The 19,474-nt window shown below is 64.5% G+C and carries 15 protein-coding genes, 1 tRNA gene and 1 pseudogene; 7 read left to right on the top strand and 10 right to left on the bottom strand.

The annotated features are described in order from the left end of the window. Nucleotides 1-162 precede the first annotated feature (162 nt). The 3 genes from A3OM_RS0120880 to A3OM_RS0120870 all read right to left on the bottom strand — a co-directional run bounded on the left by A3OM_RS0120880 (nt 163) and on the right by A3OM_RS0120870 (nt 3,384). A complete protein-coding gene (locus A3OM_RS0120880) occupies nt 163-942 on the bottom strand; it encodes a restriction endonuclease (protein ID WP_026176261.1) in 780 nt (259 codons plus the stop codon). Between the two features lie 720 nt (nt 943-1,662). Then, nucleotides 1,663-2,139 (bottom strand): MucR family transcriptional regulator, encoded by a 477-nt coding sequence (locus tag A3OM_RS0120875; protein WP_018045734.1) that lies wholly within the window; start codon nt 2,137-2,139, stop codon nt 1,663-1,665. A gap of 582 nt (nt 2,140-2,721) precedes the next feature. Next, nucleotides 2,722-3,384 carry a class II aldolase/adducin family protein gene (locus A3OM_RS0120870; RefSeq protein ID WP_018045733.1) on the bottom strand — a complete coding sequence of 221 codons (663 nt, stop codon included), beginning with the start codon at nt 3,382-3,384 and terminating at the stop codon, nt 2,722-2,724. Nucleotides 3,385-3,483: 99 nt separating this feature from the next. Between A3OM_RS0120870 and A3OM_RS0120865 the strand changes: the two genes are divergently transcribed. Then, a complete protein-coding gene (locus A3OM_RS0120865) occupies nt 3,484-6,126 on the top strand; it encodes a bifunctional acetate--CoA ligase family protein/GNAT family N-acetyltransferase (RefSeq protein WP_018045732.1) in 2,643 nt (880 codons plus the stop codon). 17 nt (nt 6,127-6,143) lie between these two features. On the opposite strand, the gene A3OM_RS0120860 is transcribed toward A3OM_RS0120865, so the two are convergent. The 4 genes from A3OM_RS0120860 to A3OM_RS0120845 all read right to left on the bottom strand — a co-directional run bounded on the left by A3OM_RS0120860 (nt 6,144) and on the right by A3OM_RS0120845 (nt 9,810). Beyond that, complete coding sequence (locus tag A3OM_RS0120860; protein WP_018045731.1) at nt 6,144-6,941, bottom strand: ABC transporter permease; 798 nt, start codon at nt 6,939-6,941, stop codon at nt 6,144-6,146. Between the two features lie 145 nt (nt 6,942-7,086). Then, a complete protein-coding gene (locus A3OM_RS0120855; protein WP_018045730.1) occupies nt 7,087-8,454 on the bottom strand; it encodes a hypothetical protein in 1,368 nt (455 codons plus the stop codon). 351 nt (nt 8,455-8,805) lie between these two features. Next, nucleotides 8,806-9,123: a hypothetical protein gene (locus A3OM_RS0120850; protein WP_043764995.1), complete on the bottom strand. Its 318-nt coding sequence runs from the start codon at nt 9,121-9,123 to the stop codon at nt 8,806-8,808. 201 nt (nt 9,124-9,324) lie between these two features. Further along, complete coding sequence (locus tag A3OM_RS0120845; protein ID WP_018045728.1) at nt 9,325-9,810, bottom strand: SRPBCC family protein; 486 nt, start codon at nt 9,808-9,810, stop codon at nt 9,325-9,327. Between the two features lie 494 nt (nt 9,811-10,304). On the opposite strand from A3OM_RS0120845, the gene A3OM_RS0120835 reads away from it, so the two are divergent. The 5 genes from A3OM_RS0120835 to A3OM_RS24480 all read left to right on the top strand — a co-directional run bounded on the left by A3OM_RS0120835 (nt 10,305) and on the right by A3OM_RS24480 (nt 14,403). After that, a complete protein-coding gene (locus tag A3OM_RS0120835) occupies nt 10,305-11,879 on the top strand; it encodes a 2-isopropylmalate synthase (protein WP_018045726.1) in 1,575 nt (524 codons plus the stop codon). 102 nt (nt 11,880-11,981) lie between these two features. After that, nucleotides 11,982-12,057 (top strand) — tRNA-Lys (locus A3OM_RS0120830). A gap of 240 nt (nt 12,058-12,297) precedes the next feature. Next, nucleotides 12,298-12,864, top strand: a complete 567-nt coding sequence (locus A3OM_RS0120825) for a metallophosphoesterase (RefSeq protein ID WP_026176260.1) — start codon at nt 12,298-12,300, stop codon at nt 12,862-12,864. A gap of 75 nt (nt 12,865-12,939) precedes the next feature. Beyond that, complete coding sequence (locus A3OM_RS0120820; protein WP_018045725.1) at nt 12,940-13,830, top strand: ImmA/IrrE family metallo-endopeptidase; 891 nt, start codon at nt 12,940-12,942, stop codon at nt 13,828-13,830. Between the two features lie 87 nt (nt 13,831-13,917). Beyond that, nucleotides 13,918-14,403: a recombinase family protein gene (locus A3OM_RS24480; protein WP_081612707.1), complete on the top strand. Its 486-nt coding sequence runs from the start codon at nt 13,918-13,920 to the stop codon at nt 14,401-14,403. 160 nt (nt 14,404-14,563) lie between these two features. Here the strand turns inward: A3OM_RS24480 and A3OM_RS24475 are convergent, their stop codons facing one another. Further along, entirely contained in the window at nt 14,564-14,737 is a 174-nt protein-coding gene (locus A3OM_RS24475; protein ID WP_018045722.1) for a hypothetical protein, read from the bottom strand. A 420-nt stretch (nt 14,738-15,157) separates the two neighbouring features. On the opposite strand from A3OM_RS24475, the pseudogene A3OM_RS26455 reads away from it, so the two are divergent. Next, nucleotides 15,158-15,334, top strand: a pseudogene (locus A3OM_RS26455) (metallophosphoesterase); the annotation flags it as partial. Between the two features lie 143 nt (nt 15,335-15,477). On the opposite strand, the gene A3OM_RS0120795 reads toward A3OM_RS26455, so the two are convergent. Together A3OM_RS0120795 and A3OM_RS24470 are read right to left on the bottom strand one after the other, a co-directional pair. Next, on the bottom strand, nt 15,478-17,400 hold the full coding sequence (locus A3OM_RS0120795) for an ATP-dependent helicase (protein WP_018045720.1): 1,923 nt from the start codon (nt 17,398-17,400) through the stop codon (nt 15,478-15,480). Next, entirely contained in the window at nt 17,397-19,448 is a 2,052-nt protein-coding gene (locus A3OM_RS24470; RefSeq protein ID WP_018045719.1) for a TOPRIM nucleotidyl transferase/hydrolase domain-containing protein, read from the bottom strand. Before A3OM_RS24470 ends, A3OM_RS0120795 begins: the two co-directional genes overlap by 4 nt. Between the last annotated feature and the right edge of the window lie 26 nt (nt 19,449-19,474).

The following is a 19,474-nucleotide window of genomic DNA, read 5'->3' as shown; positions in this document are numbered from 1 at the left end:
AAGGAGGCTTCCAGGGATCGCGCGAAGACTTGAGGGCTCCTTCGAAGCCCTTTGCTCAAGCAAAGGGTACTTCAGGATGAGGGGGTCGGCTTGGGAAAATGGACCTTGGCGGATGACCGACTTTGGTATGCGCCGCCGCCGAGAGGTCCCATCGAAGGGCTCTCAGGCGGGCTCGGCGTCGAGCCGCCGCGATCTGCGGATGGGCGCGAGGTCGCGCAGGGCGTCGTGGTGGAGGAGAAGGACGCCGGTGGCGCCCGACAGCCTGCGCGCGGCGGGGGTGAAGCCGGCATTGGAGACGACGGCCGCCATGTCCGCCTGCCAGTAGCGCGCCGCCGCCGAGGCCTCCTGCACCGCCGCGTTGCCCACGGGCTTCGTGTAGCGCTTGCACTGGAGCACGAGGCGGATGCCTGAGCGCTCGGCGACCACGTCGGCCCCCTGGTCGCCGCTGGCCTTCGTCGGGCGCGCCGACCAGCCCGCCTCGCGCAGGGCCTCGGCGCAGAAGCGCTCATAGGCGATGCCGTCCTCCGGCGCCTCGTCCTCGTCCGGCAGATCGACGGAGAGAGCGACCTCGTCCACGATGTCGAGGACCGTCTGCCAGCGGGTATCGGCGAGATCGGTGAACCCCATGGCGTCGAGATGCGGCAGGATCGTCCGCTCGGCGAAGTAATCCCGCTCCCGCAGCCAGCCGTCGTCGATCCGGTTGCCGTAGGCGTCTTCGAAACATTCCTGGCGGCGGCGCAGAGCAAGGGTCTCGGCATGGGTGCGCGCGAGCCGGCGGACCGTCCGCCTGAAACGCGCGGGCCTGTCGAGGCGATGCAGCAGGATCAGGCCGAGGCAGAGGCCGGTGGCGGCCAGGGCGGGTAGTCCGAACCAGAAGGCGAAGCCGCCGCCGCCGATCGTGGTCCAGAACAGGCGCGCGACGAGGCTCGATCGACCGGACATGCGCATCCCTTCCCGCCTTCGAGGCGGCCGCACCGGCCGCCTGTTTTCCGAGAATGCAGGGAGGGCCTTGCGACAGGCCTAACGGCACGGCGGCGAAAGACCGCCGGATGGACCACGATCGTCTCGCGGCATGACCAGGGACGGCGCGTCCTCAGTCTCTCTCAAAGAGATCCGGTGTGATTCCCGGTCCTATCGGGCACAGATCTTGTCGTCCCGCCGGCGTTTGACAGATATCATGTCCCGATCTCGGGATCTCTTATTATATAGGATAGATAGGAATGAGTTTCATTCAAATTTATCGCGAAAGTAGGCTCGGTTTTTTCGATAAGCCGAACAACGGGCGGGGGTATGGTCGGTTGTCGTGACGAGCCGGACAGTCACCGGCCCCACAACTCTCCTGTGGATAGGTTCGCGGCTGCGGCTGTTTCGCCCCGAAGGTGCTTCGGGCACCTTGGTTCGATGCTTGTCCGAGGAGGTCCCGATCGTCGCGAGACATGTCGAGCGGCTTGGGATCGTTGATCCAGCGAGAATGGGTCATTCCATCCGCTCGTCACACGCACGGCTGCTTCACTTGCCTTGGACGAAGCGCTCCGGAAACCGAACCGCGTCCTGGTGGCTCCGTCGTGGCCGTTGCCTCGCACCCGGAAGTCTTTCACCCGGAAGTCTTGCTCCTCGGGGTGAGGTTGTGCCTCGGTGAGGCGAGCCACAGATTCGTCGGGCTCAGGAGGCGTTGGTGGCCGTGCGAGGGCGACGACCGCGCGGCGCGGGTGTCGGCGGTGCCTCGACGACGGGTGCCTTCACGCGGGATTTCCTGCGCTGCTGGCCGAGCCCCATGTTCTTCGCCAGTTCCGACCGTGCGGCCGCATAGTTCGGAGCAACCATCGGATAGTCGCTCGGAAGGTTCCATTTCGCCCGATATTCTTCCGGCGTCATGGAATAGCGCGTCCGAAGGTGGCGCTTCAGCGATTTGAACTTCTTGCCGTCTTCGAGACAGATGACGAAATCCGGCGTGATCGAGCGTTTGATCGACACGGCCGGGGTCAGCGGCTCGGCCTTTTCCGGCGTCTTCGCCGTCGTCAGGCTGCCCAAGGTCGCATGAACCGATGCGATGAGGGCCGGGATGTCCGAAACCGGCACGGAATTGTTGCTGACGAATGCCGAGACGATATCCGCCGTAAGCTCAATATAATCCGCCATGAAGTCGTTTTCGATTTCCACGCGCACCCCCGAAAGTAGGACAGCCTTAGACCGCTGCCAGGCGCCGATGGAGCCTGGCCGAAAGGTCTTGTCTTCAGATTGAATTGACTAGGCAGTTAGTATGATAGCCATTAACAAAGCGCAAGAGGCTTTGGCAAGACCAGGGTAACCGCAACAATTTGAAGGAAGCTTCTGGTGTGCTGCGGGAGCTTTCGGCATCTGAGGAATGGCCGACGATCTTTGCGTGAGGGGAGACTTTTTTAACTCCCTAGGCTGGAAAAAAAATCGAACTGAACAGAGATTTCAAAAGTTATTTGTGAAACTGGAACCTTTATGCTAGTTGGTGAGCTCTTTTAGCTCACGTTCGCAACTTCAGATGCGCGATGCGGTAAAAAACTACACGGGGCATCGGCTCGCACATGTGGTGCCCGACGCGGCCGGCGGGGCGGCCGAATGACCGCGCCGGGAAGAAAATTTTCTGGAAAACCCGATGTCGGGAGGCCGGTCACGGCCTCCGAGGGCGCGTGCCGAGCAACCTCTACGTAATCATCGCGGCCCGAGCCCTTGGACGTAAGGGCGAACTCAAGGCGTTTCTGTGCGGCTCCGTGGCCCATAGTTTTCGAAGCGCCTGATCGTTCGCGCGATCTCGGCGTCGGACAGTATGACCGGCTTCCCGACCTGGAGGGCGACGGCGTATTGGCGGCACAGGGCCTCCATCTCTACCGCCAGCCACAAGGCCTTGCCGAGATTACGGCCGATCGCGATCATGCCATGGTTGGCCAGGAGGCAACCGAGGCGGTCGTCGAGGGCGGCGACCGCCGCGATCGACAGGTCCTCGGTTCCATAGGGAGCATAGGGCGCGCAGCGTATCGTCGGGCCGCCGGCGGCCGCGATCATGTAATGGACGGCGGGAATCTCGGCGCCGCACATGGCGAAGGCGGTGCAATAGGTCGGATGGGCGTGCACGACGGCATCGATCTCGGGCCGCCGCCGCAGGATGTCGCGATGGAAGCGCCATTCGGAGGAGGGGGCGAGGGCATGGCCGTGCTCCCCCTCCATGCTCATCGGCACGATGTCCTCCGGGCGCAGCGCATCGGCCGGGATGCCCGAGGGTGTCATGAGAAAGCCGTCACCGTGGCGTACCGAGACGTTCCCGGCGGTGCCCTGGCTCAGGCCCAGGGTGATGAGGGAGCGCATCGCCTCGACGATCGCGCAGGAAATCTCGTAAGCTGTGGGTTCTGACATGTGGTTCCCCCGGTCGAGAGTGATCCGCGCCCTATACCTTGCCGTTCGGCGCGATGTCGCACGCCGTCGCCCCGGTCTGATCGAAGGTCACGCCAGTCCATGAGCACCTATCGCTTCGAGGCGTTGCTCGCCCCGCGGGCGATCGCGGTCGTCGGCCTCGGCCAAGGCGCGGTTGGCCAAGGCGCGGTCGGTCAAGGCGCGCTCGGCCAGGCCGTGGTCGGCAACCTGGGGAAGGCCGGGTTCGCCGGCCCCGTCCATCTCATCGGCGAGGCGGGCCTTCCCACCCTCGACGACCTGCCCGAAACGCCGGATCTCGTGGTGATCGTGGCCCAGGCCGCGGAGGTGGAGGGCTGGGTGGAGAAGGCGGGGCTGCGGGGTGCCGCCGTGGCCGTCATCCTCACCTCCGATCTGCCGGAGGATCTCTGCGAGGCGGTGCGCAACCGGGCCCGGCAATGGGGCATGCGTCTCCTCGGCCCCAACAGCATGGGCCTGACCGTGCCGCGCGCGCAGCTCGATGCCAGCCTGTTCGCGGCGGCGCCCAAGGCGGGCGATCTCGCCCTCATCTCGCAATCGGGCACGGTGGCGGCGGGCATCGTCGCCTGGGCCGCGCATCGCGATGTGGGATTCTCGGCCATCCTGTCCCTCGGCACCGCCTGCGACATCGATATCGCCGATTGCCTCGACCATTTCGCCGCCGACATCCACACCCGCGCGATCCTGCTGTCGCTGAACGTGATTCCCAACGCGCGCAAGTTCATGTCGGCGGCCCGCGCCGCCGCCCGCGCCAAGCCGGTCCTGGTGCTGCGCACGGGGCGCCACGCGGCTCCCCTGCGCCACACCGTCACCCATACCGGCGCCCTTGCCCGGCCGGATGCGGTCTACGAGGCGGCGTTCCGGCGGGCTGGGTTGCTGAGCGTCGACGGGCTCGACGCCATGTTCTCGGCGGTGGAGACGCTGGGCCGGCAGCGCCCCTTTCCCGGCCAGCGCCTCGCCATCCTGGGGAACGGCGAAGGCATCGGGGCGCTCGCCGCCGACAGGCTCGCGGACCGGGGCGGCACGCTGGCCGCGGCGGGGCTCGGCGGCAACCCCACCGATCTCGGCGTCGAGGCCGATGCGAAAGCCTATGCCGACGCCCTCAGGCCCCTTCTCGCCGATCCCGCCAACGACGCCGTGCTGGCCATCCACGTTCCCACCGCCCGCTCCGACAGCGCCGGCGTCGCCGCGGCCATCGCCGACACGGTGAGCGCGGCCCGGCGCAAGGGCGGGCGGCGCAAGCCCGTCTTCGCGGTGACGGTGGGCGATGACGGAGAGGCCGGCGCGGTGCTCGCCGCCGCCGGCATCCCGCGCTTCGCCACGGACGCCGACGCCGTGGAGGGTTTCATGCACCTCGTCCGCTACCGCGAGGCGCAGGACGACCTGATGCGCACGCCGGATTCCCTGCCGCGCGAATTCTCCCCCGACGTGGAGGCCGCCCGCGCCATCGTGGTGGCCGCCATTGAGGCGGGGGAGACCTGGCTCGATCCCCATGCCGTGGCGAGCCTCCTGGCCGCCTACCGCATCGACAGCGTGCCGCTGACGCTCGCCCCCGACATCGATGCCGCCGCGGCGGCGGCCTGGCCCATCATCGCCGAGGGCGGCGCGGTGGCGCTGAAGGTGGTCTCACCGGACATCGTCCACAAATCCGATGTCGGCGGGGTTCGCCTGGACCTCACCAGCGAGGCCGATGTGCGCGCCGCCGCCGCCGACATCCTCACCCGTGCCCGGCGCCAGCGGCCGGATGCGCGGATCATGGGGTTCGCGGTCCAACCCATGGTGCGCAAGGGCAAGCGCCGCGAGCTCATCGCCGGCCTCGCCGAGGATCCCGTCTTCGGTCCCGTGGTGGTGTTCGGCCGGGGCGGCGTCGCCGTGGAGGTCATCGACGACCGGGCGCTGAGCCTGCCTCCCCTCGACCTCCGGCTCGCCAGCGAACTCATCGACCGCACCCGCGTGGCGCGGCGGCTGGCCGCTTATCGCGACGTCCCGGCGGTGGACCGGAGGGCGCTCGGCCTCGTCCTCGTCAAGCTCGCCCAGCTCTCCGCCGACCTGCCGGAGGTGCGCGAGCTCGACATCAATCCCCTGCTCGCCGATGCCAACGGCGTGCTGGCCCTGGACGCCCGCGTGCTGGTCGGCCCGGCCCCGGAGCGGCGCGGCGGAACCCGCAATCCGCGCTTCGCCATCCGCCCCTACCCGGTGGAATGGGAGCGCAACCTCGTCCTGAAACGCGAGAAGGTCACCGTGCGCCCGGTGCGGCCGGAGGACGAGGGGCTGTTCAAGAGCTTCTTCGAGCAGGTCAGCGCCGAGGATCTGCGCCTGCGCTTCTTCATGCCGGTCCGCGATTTCAACCACGCCTTCCTGGCGCGGCTGACGCAGCTCGACTACGCCCGCGCCATCGCCTTCGTCGCCATCGACGCGCAGACGGCGTCGATGCTCGGCGCGGTTCGCCTCCATGCCGATGCCAACCACGAGAGCGGCGAATACGCCATCCTCATCCGCAGCGATCGCAAGGGCACCGGCCTCGGCTTCGCCCTGATGCAGCTGATGATCGACTGGGCGAGGGCGGAGGGGCTCCAGCGCATCGAGGGCACGGTCCTCCGGGAGAACCGCCCCATGCTGGCCGTGTGCCGCAGCCTCGGCTTCGCGGTCCATCCGGACAAGGAGGACGGCGCGGTGATGAAGGTCGGGCTGACGCTCGGTGAGCCGTAGGTGGAGAGGGGTCCGATTTAGTCTTTGGCTTTATTGTTGTAGAACAGGATTCCGACGAAAATCATGCCGACGCACCATTTGGTGAGATAGATGGCATCGAAGCTGGCATGGGGATAATTGGGGTAGAATCCCACGCGGAACAGCTCGATCACATGCGAGAGCGGATTCCAAGAATAGATCGTCCGCACGGGCTCCGGTGTCAGGTCGACCGTCTTGAACGCGCCGCTGAACATCATCATCGGACGGCTCAGGAAGCCATAGATTCTACCCCAGCCCGGAAAATACGACTGGATGGTCGAATTGACGAGCGCCATTCCGAAGGCCAGGCAGCCGACTGCGGTCAGGCTCAGAAGGCAGTTTTCGGGAGCCCAGGGCATGGCCTCTCGTATCCCGTATACATAGAGCGACGAGAAGAACAGGGCCATCAGCATGAAGTTTTGAATCTGATGGATGAAGAATCTCGATAATAGGAAATCGAACGGCTTGACGAAGTAATACTCCTTCGCTCGCGACTTCTGTGCACGAACACCGCGCGCGCAACGGCGAAAGATGTAGAACGGGAAGACGCCGGTCCCCATGAACAGGAGAACCGAGGGGCCGAAGGGAGGCTCCTTTCCGAAGAGATAGATTCGCAATCCCGCAATCATCACAACGAGGATGACGGGCTCGATGAATAGAATGACGCCCAGGGCCGGATGATAATTGCGGAAGCGGACCCAGAAATCACGGACAATCAACGCCGTCATGATCGTCAGCCATGGCCGTGCCCTCTGCTTGGAGGGGGCGACCGGAAGGACGATCGAGGAATGTGCCATCGTTCAGTCGCGATCCAAGGATGCCGGGTGACGCGGAGTGGCGGGTTGCGAGACCGGCACCTCGTGCCGGGTGTTGCCTCGTCACGAGGCCGGAATTCTGGCCGAGGCCGCGCCGACGGTCATGACGACCGAAGGCCGACCCCGCTCAGGCGCGGCTGTTCACGATCGAGCGCACGGCGAGCAGGCCGATGAACCAGATCGCCGCCAGGATGAAGGCTCCGAGCACCATCGACAGGAAGACGCGCGGGCCGCCCGCGCTTTCGGGCAGGGCCGGGCGAACGTAGGGGGTGAGATAGAGATGCTGGGCCGCCGCGCTGGCCCGAGCGCGGTCGAGGGATTGCAGCGAGGTGAGCAGGATCGCCTGCGCGTATTGCCGGTCCATGTCGAGGGCCTCGAATCGGGCGACGACGCCGGCCAGGACGTTGCGGCCGGAGCGGCTGCCCGAAACCTCGCGCTCGACGGAAGCCAGCTGCTCGCGTGCGGCCTGGACGCGGGACTTCAGTGCCACGACCGATGGTGCCGACTCGCTGAGATTCTGCCTCCGGATCGTGTCGTAATCGGCCTCCAGCTGCGACACCGATCCGCGCAGGGTGCCGATGAGCTGGGTGTTGCCCGAGACGACGCTGGGTATCGGATCGATCACGCCTTCCTTCTCACGGAACTCGGCCATGGCGGCGCGGGCCTTGTCGAGGCCGGCTTTGGCCCGGACGACCTCCTGCTCGGCGAACTTGACGGCATCCTCCTCGGCGCGTTTGGCGATCTTGTTGACGAGGTTTTCCGACAAGGTGACCAGCTGGTTGGCGATGGTCAGGGCATCGTCGGGCCGGAACGCCTTGATCTCCACGGAGGCGAGCCCGGTGAGCGGGTCGAAATTCGCCCAGACCATCTTGTTCCAGTATCGCACCAAGTGCTCCGTCGACCGGCTCCTGTCGAACCGGTTCGGCCAATCGATCTCGGGACGGCTGTAGATCTCTCGGACATTGACGGTTTGGGACAGCTCGTCGACCACCTGACGGCTCTTGAGATAGTCGATTACGACGAAGTTCTGCGCGGTGCCGCCGCCGGCTGCCGCGCTGTGGCCACCCATGGCGCTGGCGACCGCCGCCGCGGTCGTGCCCCCGCTGCCCCCTCCGCCGAGGGGACCGGCGGACGGGGTCACCTCGGTGACGGAGAAGCGAAATTCGGCGAAGTATTGCGGCGTGGCGAGGAACAGGAAGTACAGACCGAGCAGGCACAGCGGCAGGATCACGACGATGCCGAAGCTGAGCAGCGTGTGGCTCCAGTTATGTTCGGGCTGCGGCAGGGGGACGAGGGAAAACGTCTCGTCTTCGCCGGCATCGAGCGCCAGTTCCCGCCTCGCGTCGTCGTCCCGCCGGGGAACCATCTCGCGGTCGTCGTTCACCGCCAGTTCGCTGGACCGGGCCCGCTCTTCCTTGGTCACCGCCTCCTTGGACTCGAGTGCCGTGGCCCTGGCGGTCGGCAGGCGCGTGATGTTGTTGGGCGCTGAGCTCATGCGTCGCGGGGCCTGTCACCGAAATTTTGTCGCCCCCGACACTAGGAGATTTCCCGGCCCTTTTATGGCAGCGCAGCGAGGATGTGGCGGGTGTGGCTTTCCAGTCGCCGACCGAAGCCTCGCCAATGGTCGTCGAGAAGGCGGGGGCATGGCTGCAATCCTCCGAGAGGATTCGTGAGATAAACCGGATCTCGCCTGCGTTCTTTGCCGTCGCACGACCCGGCCCCATTCGCCGCGAGGCAGGGTCACACTTTCGCGAGGGGGGCGATTGCTTCGGCGTCGCCCGCGCCGTGGGGCCGGGTCGGGTCACCTGCTGCGTGAGGGGCGGCGATCCCGAACGAATGCCCGAGCCTACGGATAGCCGTAGCGTGACTTGGCGGCGGCGAGCAGGCCGATCGCCTCACGCTCGCGCCCGGCGGCGCAGGCTTCCGCGGCGCGCGCGAGGTCGGAGGAGAACCGTGCGCCCACCGGCGCGTTGAGGTTGCCGGTGGCCACATCGCTGTCCACCACGGCCTGTGTGCGGGCGATGCTCGGACCGCAGCCGGAGCCTGCCGGCAACGGGGCCGAGGCGACAGCGACCGGGGCGGCGGCCGGCGCCACCGCCGCCTTCGGAGAGGGGCCGGACGAGGTGCAGGCTCCGAGCCCCGCGGCGAGGCCGATGGCCAGCATCAGGCTGGCCGGTTGCGGCGGCACGATGTTCCTGGTCACGGCGGCTCTCCTTCACGCTCCGGCGCGATGGCCGGCACGGCATGGACGCCGCGCCGGGTTCTTGCCTTCACGCGAGGGGCGGGTCAATCACCGCAGCCGGGGCTCCGGCGACGATCCCGGACCCCGTGTCGGACCGTCACGTCAGCCCGTCACGCGAGCGCGTCATTTGGCCTTCTCGGCGATGGCCGCGAGGCCGGACTCGTAGATCCCCGTGATGGCATCGGTCGCCACCGTGTCCGGGACACCCTTGGCCTTGAAGGTCCCCGTCCACGTCACCGTCGATCCTGAGCCTTTCGGGCTCACCGCGAGGGTGGAGGAATAGTCGGAGACCGGCAGCGGGCTCTCGACGATGGCGTAGGTGTAGCTCATCGCCTTGTCGTCGCGCGCCGTCTGCGATTCGACGATGGCGCCGCCGCCCTTGAGGCTGAGTTTGCGCAGCATCGTGCCGCCCTTGGTGGAGGGCTCGCATTTGGCGATGGCCGGGTGCCAATTGCCGATACCGCAGAAATCGCCGATCGTCGCCCAGACCTTGGCCGGGGGAGCCGCGATATCGATGGTCTTGGTCAGGTCGATGGCAAAGCCGGGGGCGGTGCCGGCAAGCAGAACGAGGCCGGGCAGCACGATTCGACGCAGGAAAGTGCGCGACATGGACGGGTGTTTCCTTCCGATATTGTTTTGTCGGCGCGGTACGAGGCGCACGCCGTGCCGTTGAACGGACGAACGTCAAGCTAGTCGCGAACCGGCACGCGACAATGGCCGGATCCCTGCCCACGAAGATGTGATGGACGGCGGCGCGTGCGGGGCGATCCTTGTCAACGGGGGCGTCGAGGGGTACGAAGCCGTTCGGTCGCATCGTTCGCGCGCCCGCTACGCCATTCGGGAGAGACGAGCCTTGGCCAGCGCCGGCTCCACGCAGGGAACCGCAGACACCGCCTTCGCGGCGGTGCGCGGTCATGCGCGTCCCCGAGCGCTCCTCGTCGGCCTTCTCCTCCTTATCCGCCCCTGAGGGCCGTCCGGGCGCGTGCGCCTGGGCTCTCAGGGGATCGTTTCGCGACCGGGGCCCGCGAGGGCTTCGTCGAGCCGATCGATGGATCAAGGCGCCGCGTCCCTCAGCGACCGCGCCTCCGACAGGACGACACGCCATGACCGACATCACCGCCCAGCCCAACGCCTCCCCGAAGGACAGGGTCCTCATCTTCGACACGACCCTGCGCGACGGCGAGCAATGCCCGGGCGCCACCATGACCCTCGACGAGAAGCTGGCGGTGGCCGAACTCCTCGACACGATGGGCGTCGACATCATCGAGGCGGGCTTCCCCATCGCCTCGATCGGTGATTTCGAGGCCGTCTCCGAGATCGCCCGCCGCTCGAAGCGCGCCACCATCGCCGGCCTCGCCCGCGCCATCCCCGCCGACATCGCGCGGGCCGGCGAAGCCGTCCGCCTCGCCCGGCGGGGGCGCATCCACACTTTCGTCTCGACCTCGCCGATCCACCTCGCCCACCAGATGCGCAAGTCCCAGGACGAGGTGGTCGAGATCATCCTCAAGACCGTGGCCCAGGCCCGCGACCTCGTGGAGGACGTGGAATGGTCGGCCATGGACGCGACGCGCACGCCGATCGACTATCTGTGCCGCTGCGTCGAGGCCGCGATCCGGGCCGGTGCGACGACGATCAACCTGCCCGACACGGTGGGCTACGCCACGCCCGACGAATACCGCAGCATGTTCCGCCAGGTGCGCGAACGGGTGCCGAATGCCGACAAGGCGATCTTCTCGGTGCATTGCCACGACGATCTCGGTCTGGCCATCGCCAACTCCCTGGCCGGCGTGGAAGGCGGCGCCCGGCAGGTGGAGTGCACGGTGAACGGCATCGGCGAGCGCGCCGGCAACGCGGCCCTGGAGGAGATCGTCATGGCGATCCGCACCCGCGGCGACGTGATGCCCTACGAGACCGGCATCGAGACCACGATGCTCACCCGCGCCTCGAAGCTCGTCTCCCACGCGACGAACTTCCCCGTGCAGTACAACAAGGCCATCGTCGGCCGGAACGCCTTCGCGCATGAAAGCGGCATCCACCAGGACGGTATGCTCAAGCATACCGAGACCTACGAGATCATGACCCCGGCCTCCGTCGGCGTCGCCAAGACCTCCCTGGTGATGGGCAAGCATTCGGGCCGCGCGGCCTTCCGCTCGAAGCTGGAAGAGCTCGGCCTGCATCTCGCCGACAATCAGCTGCAGGACGTGTTCGACCGGTTCAAGGCGCTCGCCGACCGCAAGAAGCACGTCTACGACGAGGATATCGAGGCCCTGGTCGACCAGGGCCTCGCCACGGCGCATGACCGCATCCGCCTCGTCTCGCTCTCGGTCATCGCCGGCACGCGCGGTCCGCAGCGCGCCACGATGAAACTCGCCATCGACGACCGCATCGTCACCGAGGAGGCCGACGGCAACGGCCCCGTGGACGCCGTGTTCAATGCGATCCAGGCCCTGGTCCCGCACGAGGCGCAGCTCGAACTCTACAAGGTCGACGCCGTGACGCAGGGGACCGATGCCCAGGCCGAGGTCTCCGTCCGATTGAAGGCCGGCGACCGCAGCGTGACGGCGCGGGGCGCCGATCCCGACACGCTGGTGGCCTCGGCCCGCGCCTATCTCTCGGCATTGAACAAGCTCTCGGCCACGGCCGTGCGCCTGCACGCCCAGCACGCTGCATCGGTTTAGCCGGAAAAATGACGCCCCGGGGGTGGACACCCCCCGGGGCCTTTGCTATCAGCCCCCTCGTCGCAGCGGGTTTGGTGGCTGCCGCGACTGCCGCAAGGCAATGGGTGCATAGCTCAGTTGGTAGAGCAGCTGACTCTTAATCAGCGGGTCCAAGGTTCGAACCCTTGTGCACCCACCAATCAAATCAATGACTTAGCGGCTGGTTGCTAGCTTCCTAAAAACCTCTAGCAACCACATAGCTACCAGTTCATTGTAGCCTCCCCCCTATGTTTCGAAGTTGGTATTGAATGAGCTGAACCGCGTGAGCGCGGTGAGTTCGTCGCGCCCTACGATTTTTCGACTCGGGTCGATCCAAGCTGAGTCGGATGAGTTTGAATGGCAGGCCGCTGCCTGGAGCATGCGGCGCCGTCGGATTCGCATGGCTACCTTCTTCACCTCAGACACCCATTTCGGGGATGCTCACATCTTGCGTCAGCGTGGAGTGGCGTTCGGATCACTCGGTGATCACGACGCGGCTCTGATCGAGGGCTGGAACGACGTTGTCGGCTCCGACGATGACGTCTGGCATCTCGGCGATTTCGCAGCTGGTGCGAGCCGGGCGCGCTGCGCGGAGATCTTTCAGGCCCTAAGAGGCCGAAAGCGTCTGATCCGCGGCAATCACGACACCAATCGCATCCTCGAATTACCGTGGTTCAAGCCGCCGCAGGAGAGTGCACGGATCACTGTCAGCGATGCCGCTGGTGGGGAATGGCGCCTGTTTCTTGCTCACTACGCGCATCGAGCCTGGCCCGGCCTGTGGCGCGGGACGCGGCACCTTTATGGCCACACGCATGGATCACTGCCTGACACCCGCTTCTCGTGCGATGTTGGCGTTGATGCCTGGGGCTACCGACCCGTAGGTGTTGCCGAGCTCATAATCCGCCAAAATCATGCTCACGCTGTCCCGGAAGAGCTTCAACGGCAGAACGATACTCGGACAGCCTGATGAGTGCCGACGCTTGGTATCGCGCGTGCGTAGCGGCCAGATGGATCGGCCCAAGGATAGGAAGGGGCTTTGCGAATGCCGATCAGCAGGAAGGATCTGGCGGACGCCGGCTCGCCGGAGGCGCTTGTCAAACGCATCCTAAAGGCCGAGCCGAACCTTCCGGTGCCCGTGCCGATCCAGGAGCTATGCGTCAGCCTCGGTATCGTAAAAACCGCGGACTTCGACACCGAAGAGTTCGAGGGCGGCCTCGTCACCGATGCCAAACGGTCCGAAGGAACCATCCTCGTCAAGCGCGGGGGCGAACCGCGTCGCCGCTTCACCATCGCGCACGAACTCGGCCACTTCCTGATGGCGCACCACGTCCCGGATCAGCCCGGCGGGTTCCTATGCAAGAGTTCCGACCTACTGCGCGTGCAAGCGAAGGAGGGCGACCAGCGGCAGCGCAGGGAGGTCGAGGCCAACCGCTTCGCCGCTCTCGTGCTGATGCCCCCGCACCTGCTGCGAGGGGCCATGGCAGCCTTTCGCGAGCCCAATCTGCAGCACGTTCTTACGCTCGCACGCGACTTCGCGGTCGGTAGGGAGACGGCGGCTCGGGCCTACGTGCAGTACCACCCCGAGCGGATCGCCATCGTCGTGGCGGGCAACGGTCGGGTGCAGCGGTGCTACCGCAGCCTCTCCTTTCCTGCCATCGTCTGCGCGGTCGGCAGCCCGGTCCCGACAGGCTCGCTTTATCACCGCAGTTCGCATCGGCCGAACATCGCGAGCGACATCGCCGTGTGTAGTCCCGACCTATGGATCGATGTGAAGCGCGACCTCCGCGCGCCGGCCCTTTACGAGCAGATCTACTGCCAGCAGAACGGCTTCTCGATGATCCTGCTGTGTCTGGAACCCGTCCCGGAGGATAGCGCGGAGGAGCGCAAGTTAGAGGAGGGCTGGCGCTATCGCTTCCATTCGGGCCGTCGGTAGCTGAGACTCATGCAGGGCCGGATTGGGCGGGGCGCTGGTTTCTGGCGATCCCGCGTGGCTTAAGCGGCCTCTGGTGGATGTGCGTCTATTTGGGCCACATCCGGTGCGAGAAGGTCTTCCAGACAAGTCTCTTCGGTCGCCCCGCGTAATGTTCTCGATGCTGCCCATGAGTTCGCCCGCTGCGGCGACACGCTAGCGGTCACCAAGCTCGACAGGCGCGCCCGCTCCGTCACCCATCTCGGCAACATTATCGCCATGCTTGAGGACAAGGGCGTGGCGTTGCGCATCGTGAACCTCGGGGTGGATACCGCCACGCCCATCGGTAAGCTCATGTTTAACGTCCTGGGAGGCGTGGCGCAGTTCGAGCGGGAAATGATGCTGGAGAGGCAGCGGGAGGGCATCGCCATGGCCAAGGCCGAAGGTGCCTACACGGGCCGCAAGCCCACCGCACGGGCCAAAGCGGAGGAGGTGAAGGCGCTGGCGGCGGAGGGTCTAAGCATGATCGCCATCGCCACCAAGCTGGGGATCGGCAAGGGGTCGGTGCATCGGGCACTCAGCGTGAAGGCGGCCTGAAGGCCTCCCCTACGAAACTTAAGGCCGTCCCCAAGACTTGTCGGGTATGTTCTTTTTCTTCTCCAACCGCCTCGGCTGCCTCGGATCAATCGTCGTTTCGGTGGTGCTTACCCTCATCGTCATTGCGGTCCTCCGAGGACTGTAGGCCCGTAAGGCGGCTCTACTCCCCCGATCCCTCCGCCCGTTCCCGCATCGCCTCATCATACCCGGCGGTCCATTGAGCGTGCGCCTCTGTGCCTTCCGCATAGGGGCAGTCCTGGCGCCTCAGCCCCTTGCCCGGAGCGTAGTAGCCGAGGGCGTGATGGTCGAGGTTGTCGTCTGGCGGTTGGGTCATGGCTGCAACGTAGGGCGCCGAGAAGCCCGTCCAAGAGGCTCTTGGGCCGGGGCAGCGGCTCGATAGCATCACCGAAGGGCATCCCGCGCCATGCGGCTACAGGGATCGTGCGAAGGCAGCCACCGAGGGAGTACAAGCCGCTCCGGGGAGCCATTCAAAGGCCACGGGCAATGCCACGGTACTTCATCGACATTCACGACGGAGCCACGCACGTCAGAGATACGGTTGGTTTCGATCTCCCAGACCCCGACGCAGCTCGGGCAAAGCTTGTGCAAATCATGCGTAGGGTGGCCGAAGGGTTCGATCCTGCCAATGACCGCCACGACTACCTCGGAGTGGTGCGAGACGATGCCCGGAGGGTGGTCTTCCGTTCTCACCTCTCGCTCGACATCGAGGCCGTTGGCGCACCTTGAGCCCCAAGGCCGAAAGCGGTTGATTCGAAATAATCACGACACCAATCGCATCCTCGAATTACCGTGGCGCAAGCCGCCGCAGGAGAGTGCGCGGATCACTGTGAGCGATGCCGCTGGCACGGAATGGCGGCTGTTCCTCGCTCATTATGCTCATCGAGCCTGGCCCGGCCTGCTGCCCGGATCGTAGCACCTTTATGGCTGCCGTTTATTTTTAAAGCGACGTGTAATCCTCGATTTAGAACCTATGTCTGTTACTATTCCCCTATAATCGGGGCGTCCGGCACCTATCGCCACACTACTTAGTCTGGTAGGCAACCTTTGACAGGCTCAGACGTGCTGCTCTTTGACGCCGGCCTCCGTTAGGGCCTGGAAGATTTCAGCGATCTTAACGTTGCGGTCATACCTGTAGCGGGTCATTAGCAACTGATCACGTGCACGGGACGCCGCAACAAAGAACACCGACCGGCCCTCAGAAGGGTTCTTCGAGAAGCTCCACCATTGGTCGTCATTCAAGCCCAGCATGAATACTAGGCTGTACTCTAGGCCTTTACTCTTAGTGATGGTAAGAAGCGGTGTTTGACCAGTCCCCCGAAATCGCTCGATTATTTGAGCCCACGTCCCAGACAGCGCCGTGCCTTCGAGCAGAAATGTCTTAGTGGCAGTACGGATACGATCGAAAAAGTCGCCCGTGGCGTATTGGGGCGAAATGGACTTCAGACGATCCAGTTGCAGGAAGGACTCTATCTCGGCGACCTTTTGCTCAATAGCCGCTGGCGTGGCGATGCCCTTGACCCGATGAGCGTTGTGGAAGGACGCCAGAGACAATGCCAGGGCGCGGTCGGTCTCGTGGTCGTCGTCTTGGATCGTACCTAACACCGTTGCCAGATGGCCCATGACAGTGGCCCATAGCACCCCACCGTGTCGGCGGGTTAGGAGCTCGAGCAGGTCTATCACGACCCGGGAATAGGCCTCGGTCATCAGGTCCTGAATGGCCGCGCCGCCGACATCCCGATCCTCGTTGCGAAAGGCCAAGCCCGCGACGGCGAATGCCCGCCCCAAGCGCAACTCCCAGTCATTCGCCTTCTGCCGCACCAAGAGGCCGATCTGACGTGGATCGATACCCGCGGCAATTGTCTTTGCAACCCGGCTGGCGACGGCTGAGGCTTCAGCGTCCTGGTCGCGGGCGACTAGGATCGCGCAGATCTCCTCGTCTGGCAGGGCCGGCGCTGGCCTGACCGCGATGAAGTCAGGTTCGGCTGGGGCCAAGCGGCGCTTCAGCCCATTGAGTATTGTCACGATGCGCTGATTGCTGCGGAAATTCTGGGTTAGGACGATCCGCGCCATGTCCTTAGGTCCACCTAGGAAATCGGTCGAGAACGCGGTGAATACGTCCTCCCGTGCGCCGGCCCAGCCCATAATGCGCTGCTTATCGTCACCCACAGCTACCAGAGAGGTCGGAGACCCTTTGAATATCGTGGCAATCAGATCGTACTGGACCGAGGTTGTATCCTGAAATTCGTCGAGAAAAACGTGCCCATAGGTGGCGCAGAGTGCACGACGGATCAGCGGATTGCTGGCGACGATGGCCTGGGCCAAGCGTCCAATCATTGCAAATCCTAGCTGTGGCGTGGGGCTGCTTAGGGTCGCGCGTAATTGCACCAGTTGCAGGAGCTGAGCGTGGTTGGCAATAACCAGCGGCTCCAGCGTCAATGCCTGAATAGCCGTGTTAAAGGCGTCGAGGTTGACGCTGTAGATGCCGCTTTCGGTCGGGTTCTTGCCAATCAGCGTCTTAGCCCAGTGGGCCGGATGACCTTCGGCCTCTAATCCAGAGGCCGCTGAGCGCTGAAGCTCAGAAAATGCATCCTTTCCAAGGAATGGCGCGATGCCGTAGGTACCCCCGAAGGCCAAGTGACTGGGCAGAGCACGCCAGAACCGGTCCAGAATCTGTTTTGCGAATGCATCAAACGTCATCGAGTCCAGACGGCACGCCAGGTCTGGGCCGCAACGACTTTCGACCCGATTGCGTAGGTTGCTGGCCGCGTCGCGCTTGAAGCTGATGGCCAGGATCCGCCGGGGAAAGAGACAGGTCTCTGTCTGCAACAGATAAGCCGCACGCTGCCCGAGAAGCTCCGTCTTCCCGGTACCTGGTCCGGCGACAACTAGTATGCTGCCGCCGACCTTCACGGCCTCCAGCGCTGCGGCCTCCATGGTGGCGACACCGATCGGCCTCCAGGTCTGGCGCTTTATCATGCGACCGACGCCTCGAGTGAGGCGCGGATGTGAGCTATCAATCGGCTCAGAACAGCCGGGCACGACAATTCAAGATCGGTGTCAGAAAGTTCACCCAGAGCGGCTAAGTGAACGGCCGGCTTGCCTCTGTCGCCCAGAAACAGGTAGGCGTACCAGGGAAAGAGGGACATTTCTGGCGTGCCGTCATAGGCGCCCCCACCAAGACCATCCTCGCCTAGCACCCGCTCGGCCGCCTTAAGCTGTCGCGCCGCATCGTTAGGCATGCGTGGTCCCGTGGCACCGGGCGGAAGAGTTTTATAGGCTTTTGGAAACGCTTTCAGCATCAGCATGTCCAAATCGAGCAAGGACGATATGAAGATGCCCTGAGACTCGAAAGCTGTCGTCCAGCTTTCGATGACCGAAAAATTGATTGCCTCACCCTTCTTGGGGGTGGGCCGCTTATTGGATAGGGCGGTCATTATATTGTTCTGGTCTTCTGTAGAAAGCACTCGCTTGGAATCACGAAGTGCAGTCGCCGCAGCCCTAAATTGCTGGAAGTCGCCACTGCTGCGGCCCAGGTCTAGGTCAAGAAGCGTAGTGCTGGGGATGCCTAGCTGCTCGACCAACCGCCAGAAGTGCTGAATGTGACGCCCACCGATCGGGACGATCGCTACAAACGACCGATCGATGGGCACGCCTAGGGCTTCGGCCAGGCGCGGGATGACGATTTCCTCGGAGGGTCCTTCACCGAAGACCGCGTGGCGAGCGAAGTAGATCTCTGGATGAGCCCGCACAGCCTCACGCACGAACTTCGCCGCCTCGGCATCGCCTTCTGGAAGGGCCAGTCGTTTGATAGTTGATGCGCCACTGGCATGGACGCGGCGGACGTGCCGAATCGCTGTCGGCTCGATCCGGCCCACAATGGCAGGCGCATGACTTGTAACGACGCCCTGGACACGCCCGGTCTTGGTCAGCACCTCCAGCTGGGTCAAGAGCCGCGACAAGAAATAGGGCGCCAAATGGTTTTCGGGCTCTTCAAAGGCGAAGATTGTCAACGCCGGAGCGCGAGCGAACTCGGTCTGGAAGGCGATGTCGTCGCCCCCCGCGGCAGCTTTCTCCAAATCAAGCTTAAGGTCCAAAAGGGCCTTGACGAGGGCGAAATGGAACAGCGAACGCTGACCATCGCTTAGGTCCTCCACCCCCATGACGCGGCCGGTAGAAGACGGGGTTAGCGTCATGGTTGCCGCCCTGACGATTTGCTGCAAATCTGGGGCGAGGATGGAAAGGGAGGCGATCGTACCAGTCTCAGCCGCATTTAACTGCGACCAGCAAGCGTTAATTGCGGTATTGACTTGTATGATCGCGGTTTCCTGATCGAGTTCTTCAGAAGCTTTTGCGATCAGAGCATCAATTTGTGCTTTCTTTTCCCACTTAACAGCCTTCATTAAACTTCGGCCCAGGCTGCGCACAGTCAACTGAGTTAGTGCGGTCACGTCGCGCGAGGCAGGGATGTAGCGTACCAGGACCTGACCACGATCTCCCGGCACGACCTTCCTTTTTCGCAAAGGATCGATATCACCGAACTCCACACCCTCTGAGCCGAGGATCCAATAAAGAGCTTCCTCAACGACGCCGTCGAGAGTTCCGGCAACCTGCCAGGTAGCTTCAAGGCGCACCCGCGCGAACGGCGGCTCGCCCGCATTGTCAACGATCATGTGCCGAAACGTCGGGGGCACAGTCTTCTCAGCGTCACCGCCGCCTTCGGCCAGTTCAGGAAACTGAAAGGTCGCCTCGATGAATAGGCGCCGTTCGGCCACGCTATCTAGACCCTGTCCCGGTGGCACAAAAAAGTCCGCCGGTTGCACGCTGCGCTCATCGCGAGTCTCGCCAAATAGCCGCAGCAAGGCCAGAATCACCGAGCTCTTGCCCGCACCATTGCGACCGATGAAGACGTTCGTAGCAGCCTCAAGATCGACCTCGACTGCATGCGGACCTAATATGTCCTCGAGGTCAGGCGCAGTGGACGCGAAACCGCGAAAGTTCCACAGCTTCAGCGTGGCGATGTGCATGTATCCTCCCAAGCGCGCCATAATGC

Source organism: Methylobacterium sp. 88A (assembly GCF_000376345.1).
Classification (GTDB): domain Bacteria; phylum Pseudomonadota; class Alphaproteobacteria; order Rhizobiales; family Beijerinckiaceae; genus Methylobacterium; species Methylobacterium bullatum.
This window is presented reverse-complemented; position numbering and strand designations above follow the sequence as displayed.

What these genes read in the sequence shown, in the direction of transcription:
- A3OM_RS0120845 (WP_018045728.1), bottom strand. Translation starts at nt 9,810, where the DNA reads ATGTCGCGCACTTTCCTGCGTCGAATCGTGCTGCCCGGCCTCGTTCTG.
- A3OM_RS24470 (WP_018045719.1), bottom strand. Translation starts at nt 19,448, where the DNA reads ATGCACATCGCCACGCTGAAGCTGTGGAACTTTCGCGGTTTCGCGTCC.
- A3OM_RS0120820 (WP_018045725.1), top strand. Translation starts at nt 12,940, where the DNA reads ATGCCGATCAGCAGGAAGGATCTGGCGGACGCCGGCTCGCCGGAGGCG.
- A3OM_RS0120860 (WP_018045731.1), bottom strand. Translation starts at nt 6,941, where the DNA reads ATGGCACATTCCTCGATCGTCCTTCCGGTCGCCCCCTCCAAGCAGAGG.
- A3OM_RS0120880 (WP_026176261.1), bottom strand. Translation starts at nt 942, where the DNA reads ATGTCCGGTCGATCGAGCCTCGTCGCGCGCCTGTTCTGGACCACGATC.
- A3OM_RS0120850 (WP_043764995.1), bottom strand. Translation starts at nt 9,123, where the DNA reads ATGCTGGCCATCGGCCTCGCCGCGGGGCTCGGAGCCTGCACCTCGTCC.
- A3OM_RS0120875 (WP_018045734.1), bottom strand. Translation starts at nt 2,139, where the DNA reads ATGGCGGATTATATTGAGCTTACGGCGGATATCGTCTCGGCATTCGTC.
- A3OM_RS0120865 (WP_018045732.1), top strand. Translation starts at nt 3,484, where the DNA reads ATGAGCACCTATCGCTTCGAGGCGTTGCTCGCCCCGCGGGCGATCGCG.
- A3OM_RS24475 (WP_018045722.1), bottom strand. Translation starts at nt 14,737, where the DNA reads ATGACCCAACCGCCAGACGACAACCTCGACCATCACGCCCTCGGCTAC.
- A3OM_RS0120825 (WP_026176260.1), top strand. Translation starts at nt 12,298, where the DNA reads ATGGCTACCTTCTTCACCTCAGACACCCATTTCGGGGATGCTCACATC.
- A3OM_RS0120835 (WP_018045726.1), top strand. Translation starts at nt 10,305, where the DNA reads ATGACCGACATCACCGCCCAGCCCAACGCCTCCCCGAAGGACAGGGTC.
- A3OM_RS0120795 (WP_018045720.1), bottom strand. Translation starts at nt 17,400, where the DNA reads ATGATAAAGCGCCAGACCTGGAGGCCGATCGGTGTCGCCACCATGGAG.
- A3OM_RS0120870 (WP_018045733.1), bottom strand. Translation starts at nt 3,384, where the DNA reads ATGTCAGAACCCACAGCTTACGAGATTTCCTGCGCGATCGTCGAGGCG.
- A3OM_RS0120855 (WP_018045730.1), bottom strand. Translation starts at nt 8,454, where the DNA reads ATGAGCTCAGCGCCCAACAACATCACGCGCCTGCCGACCGCCAGGGCC.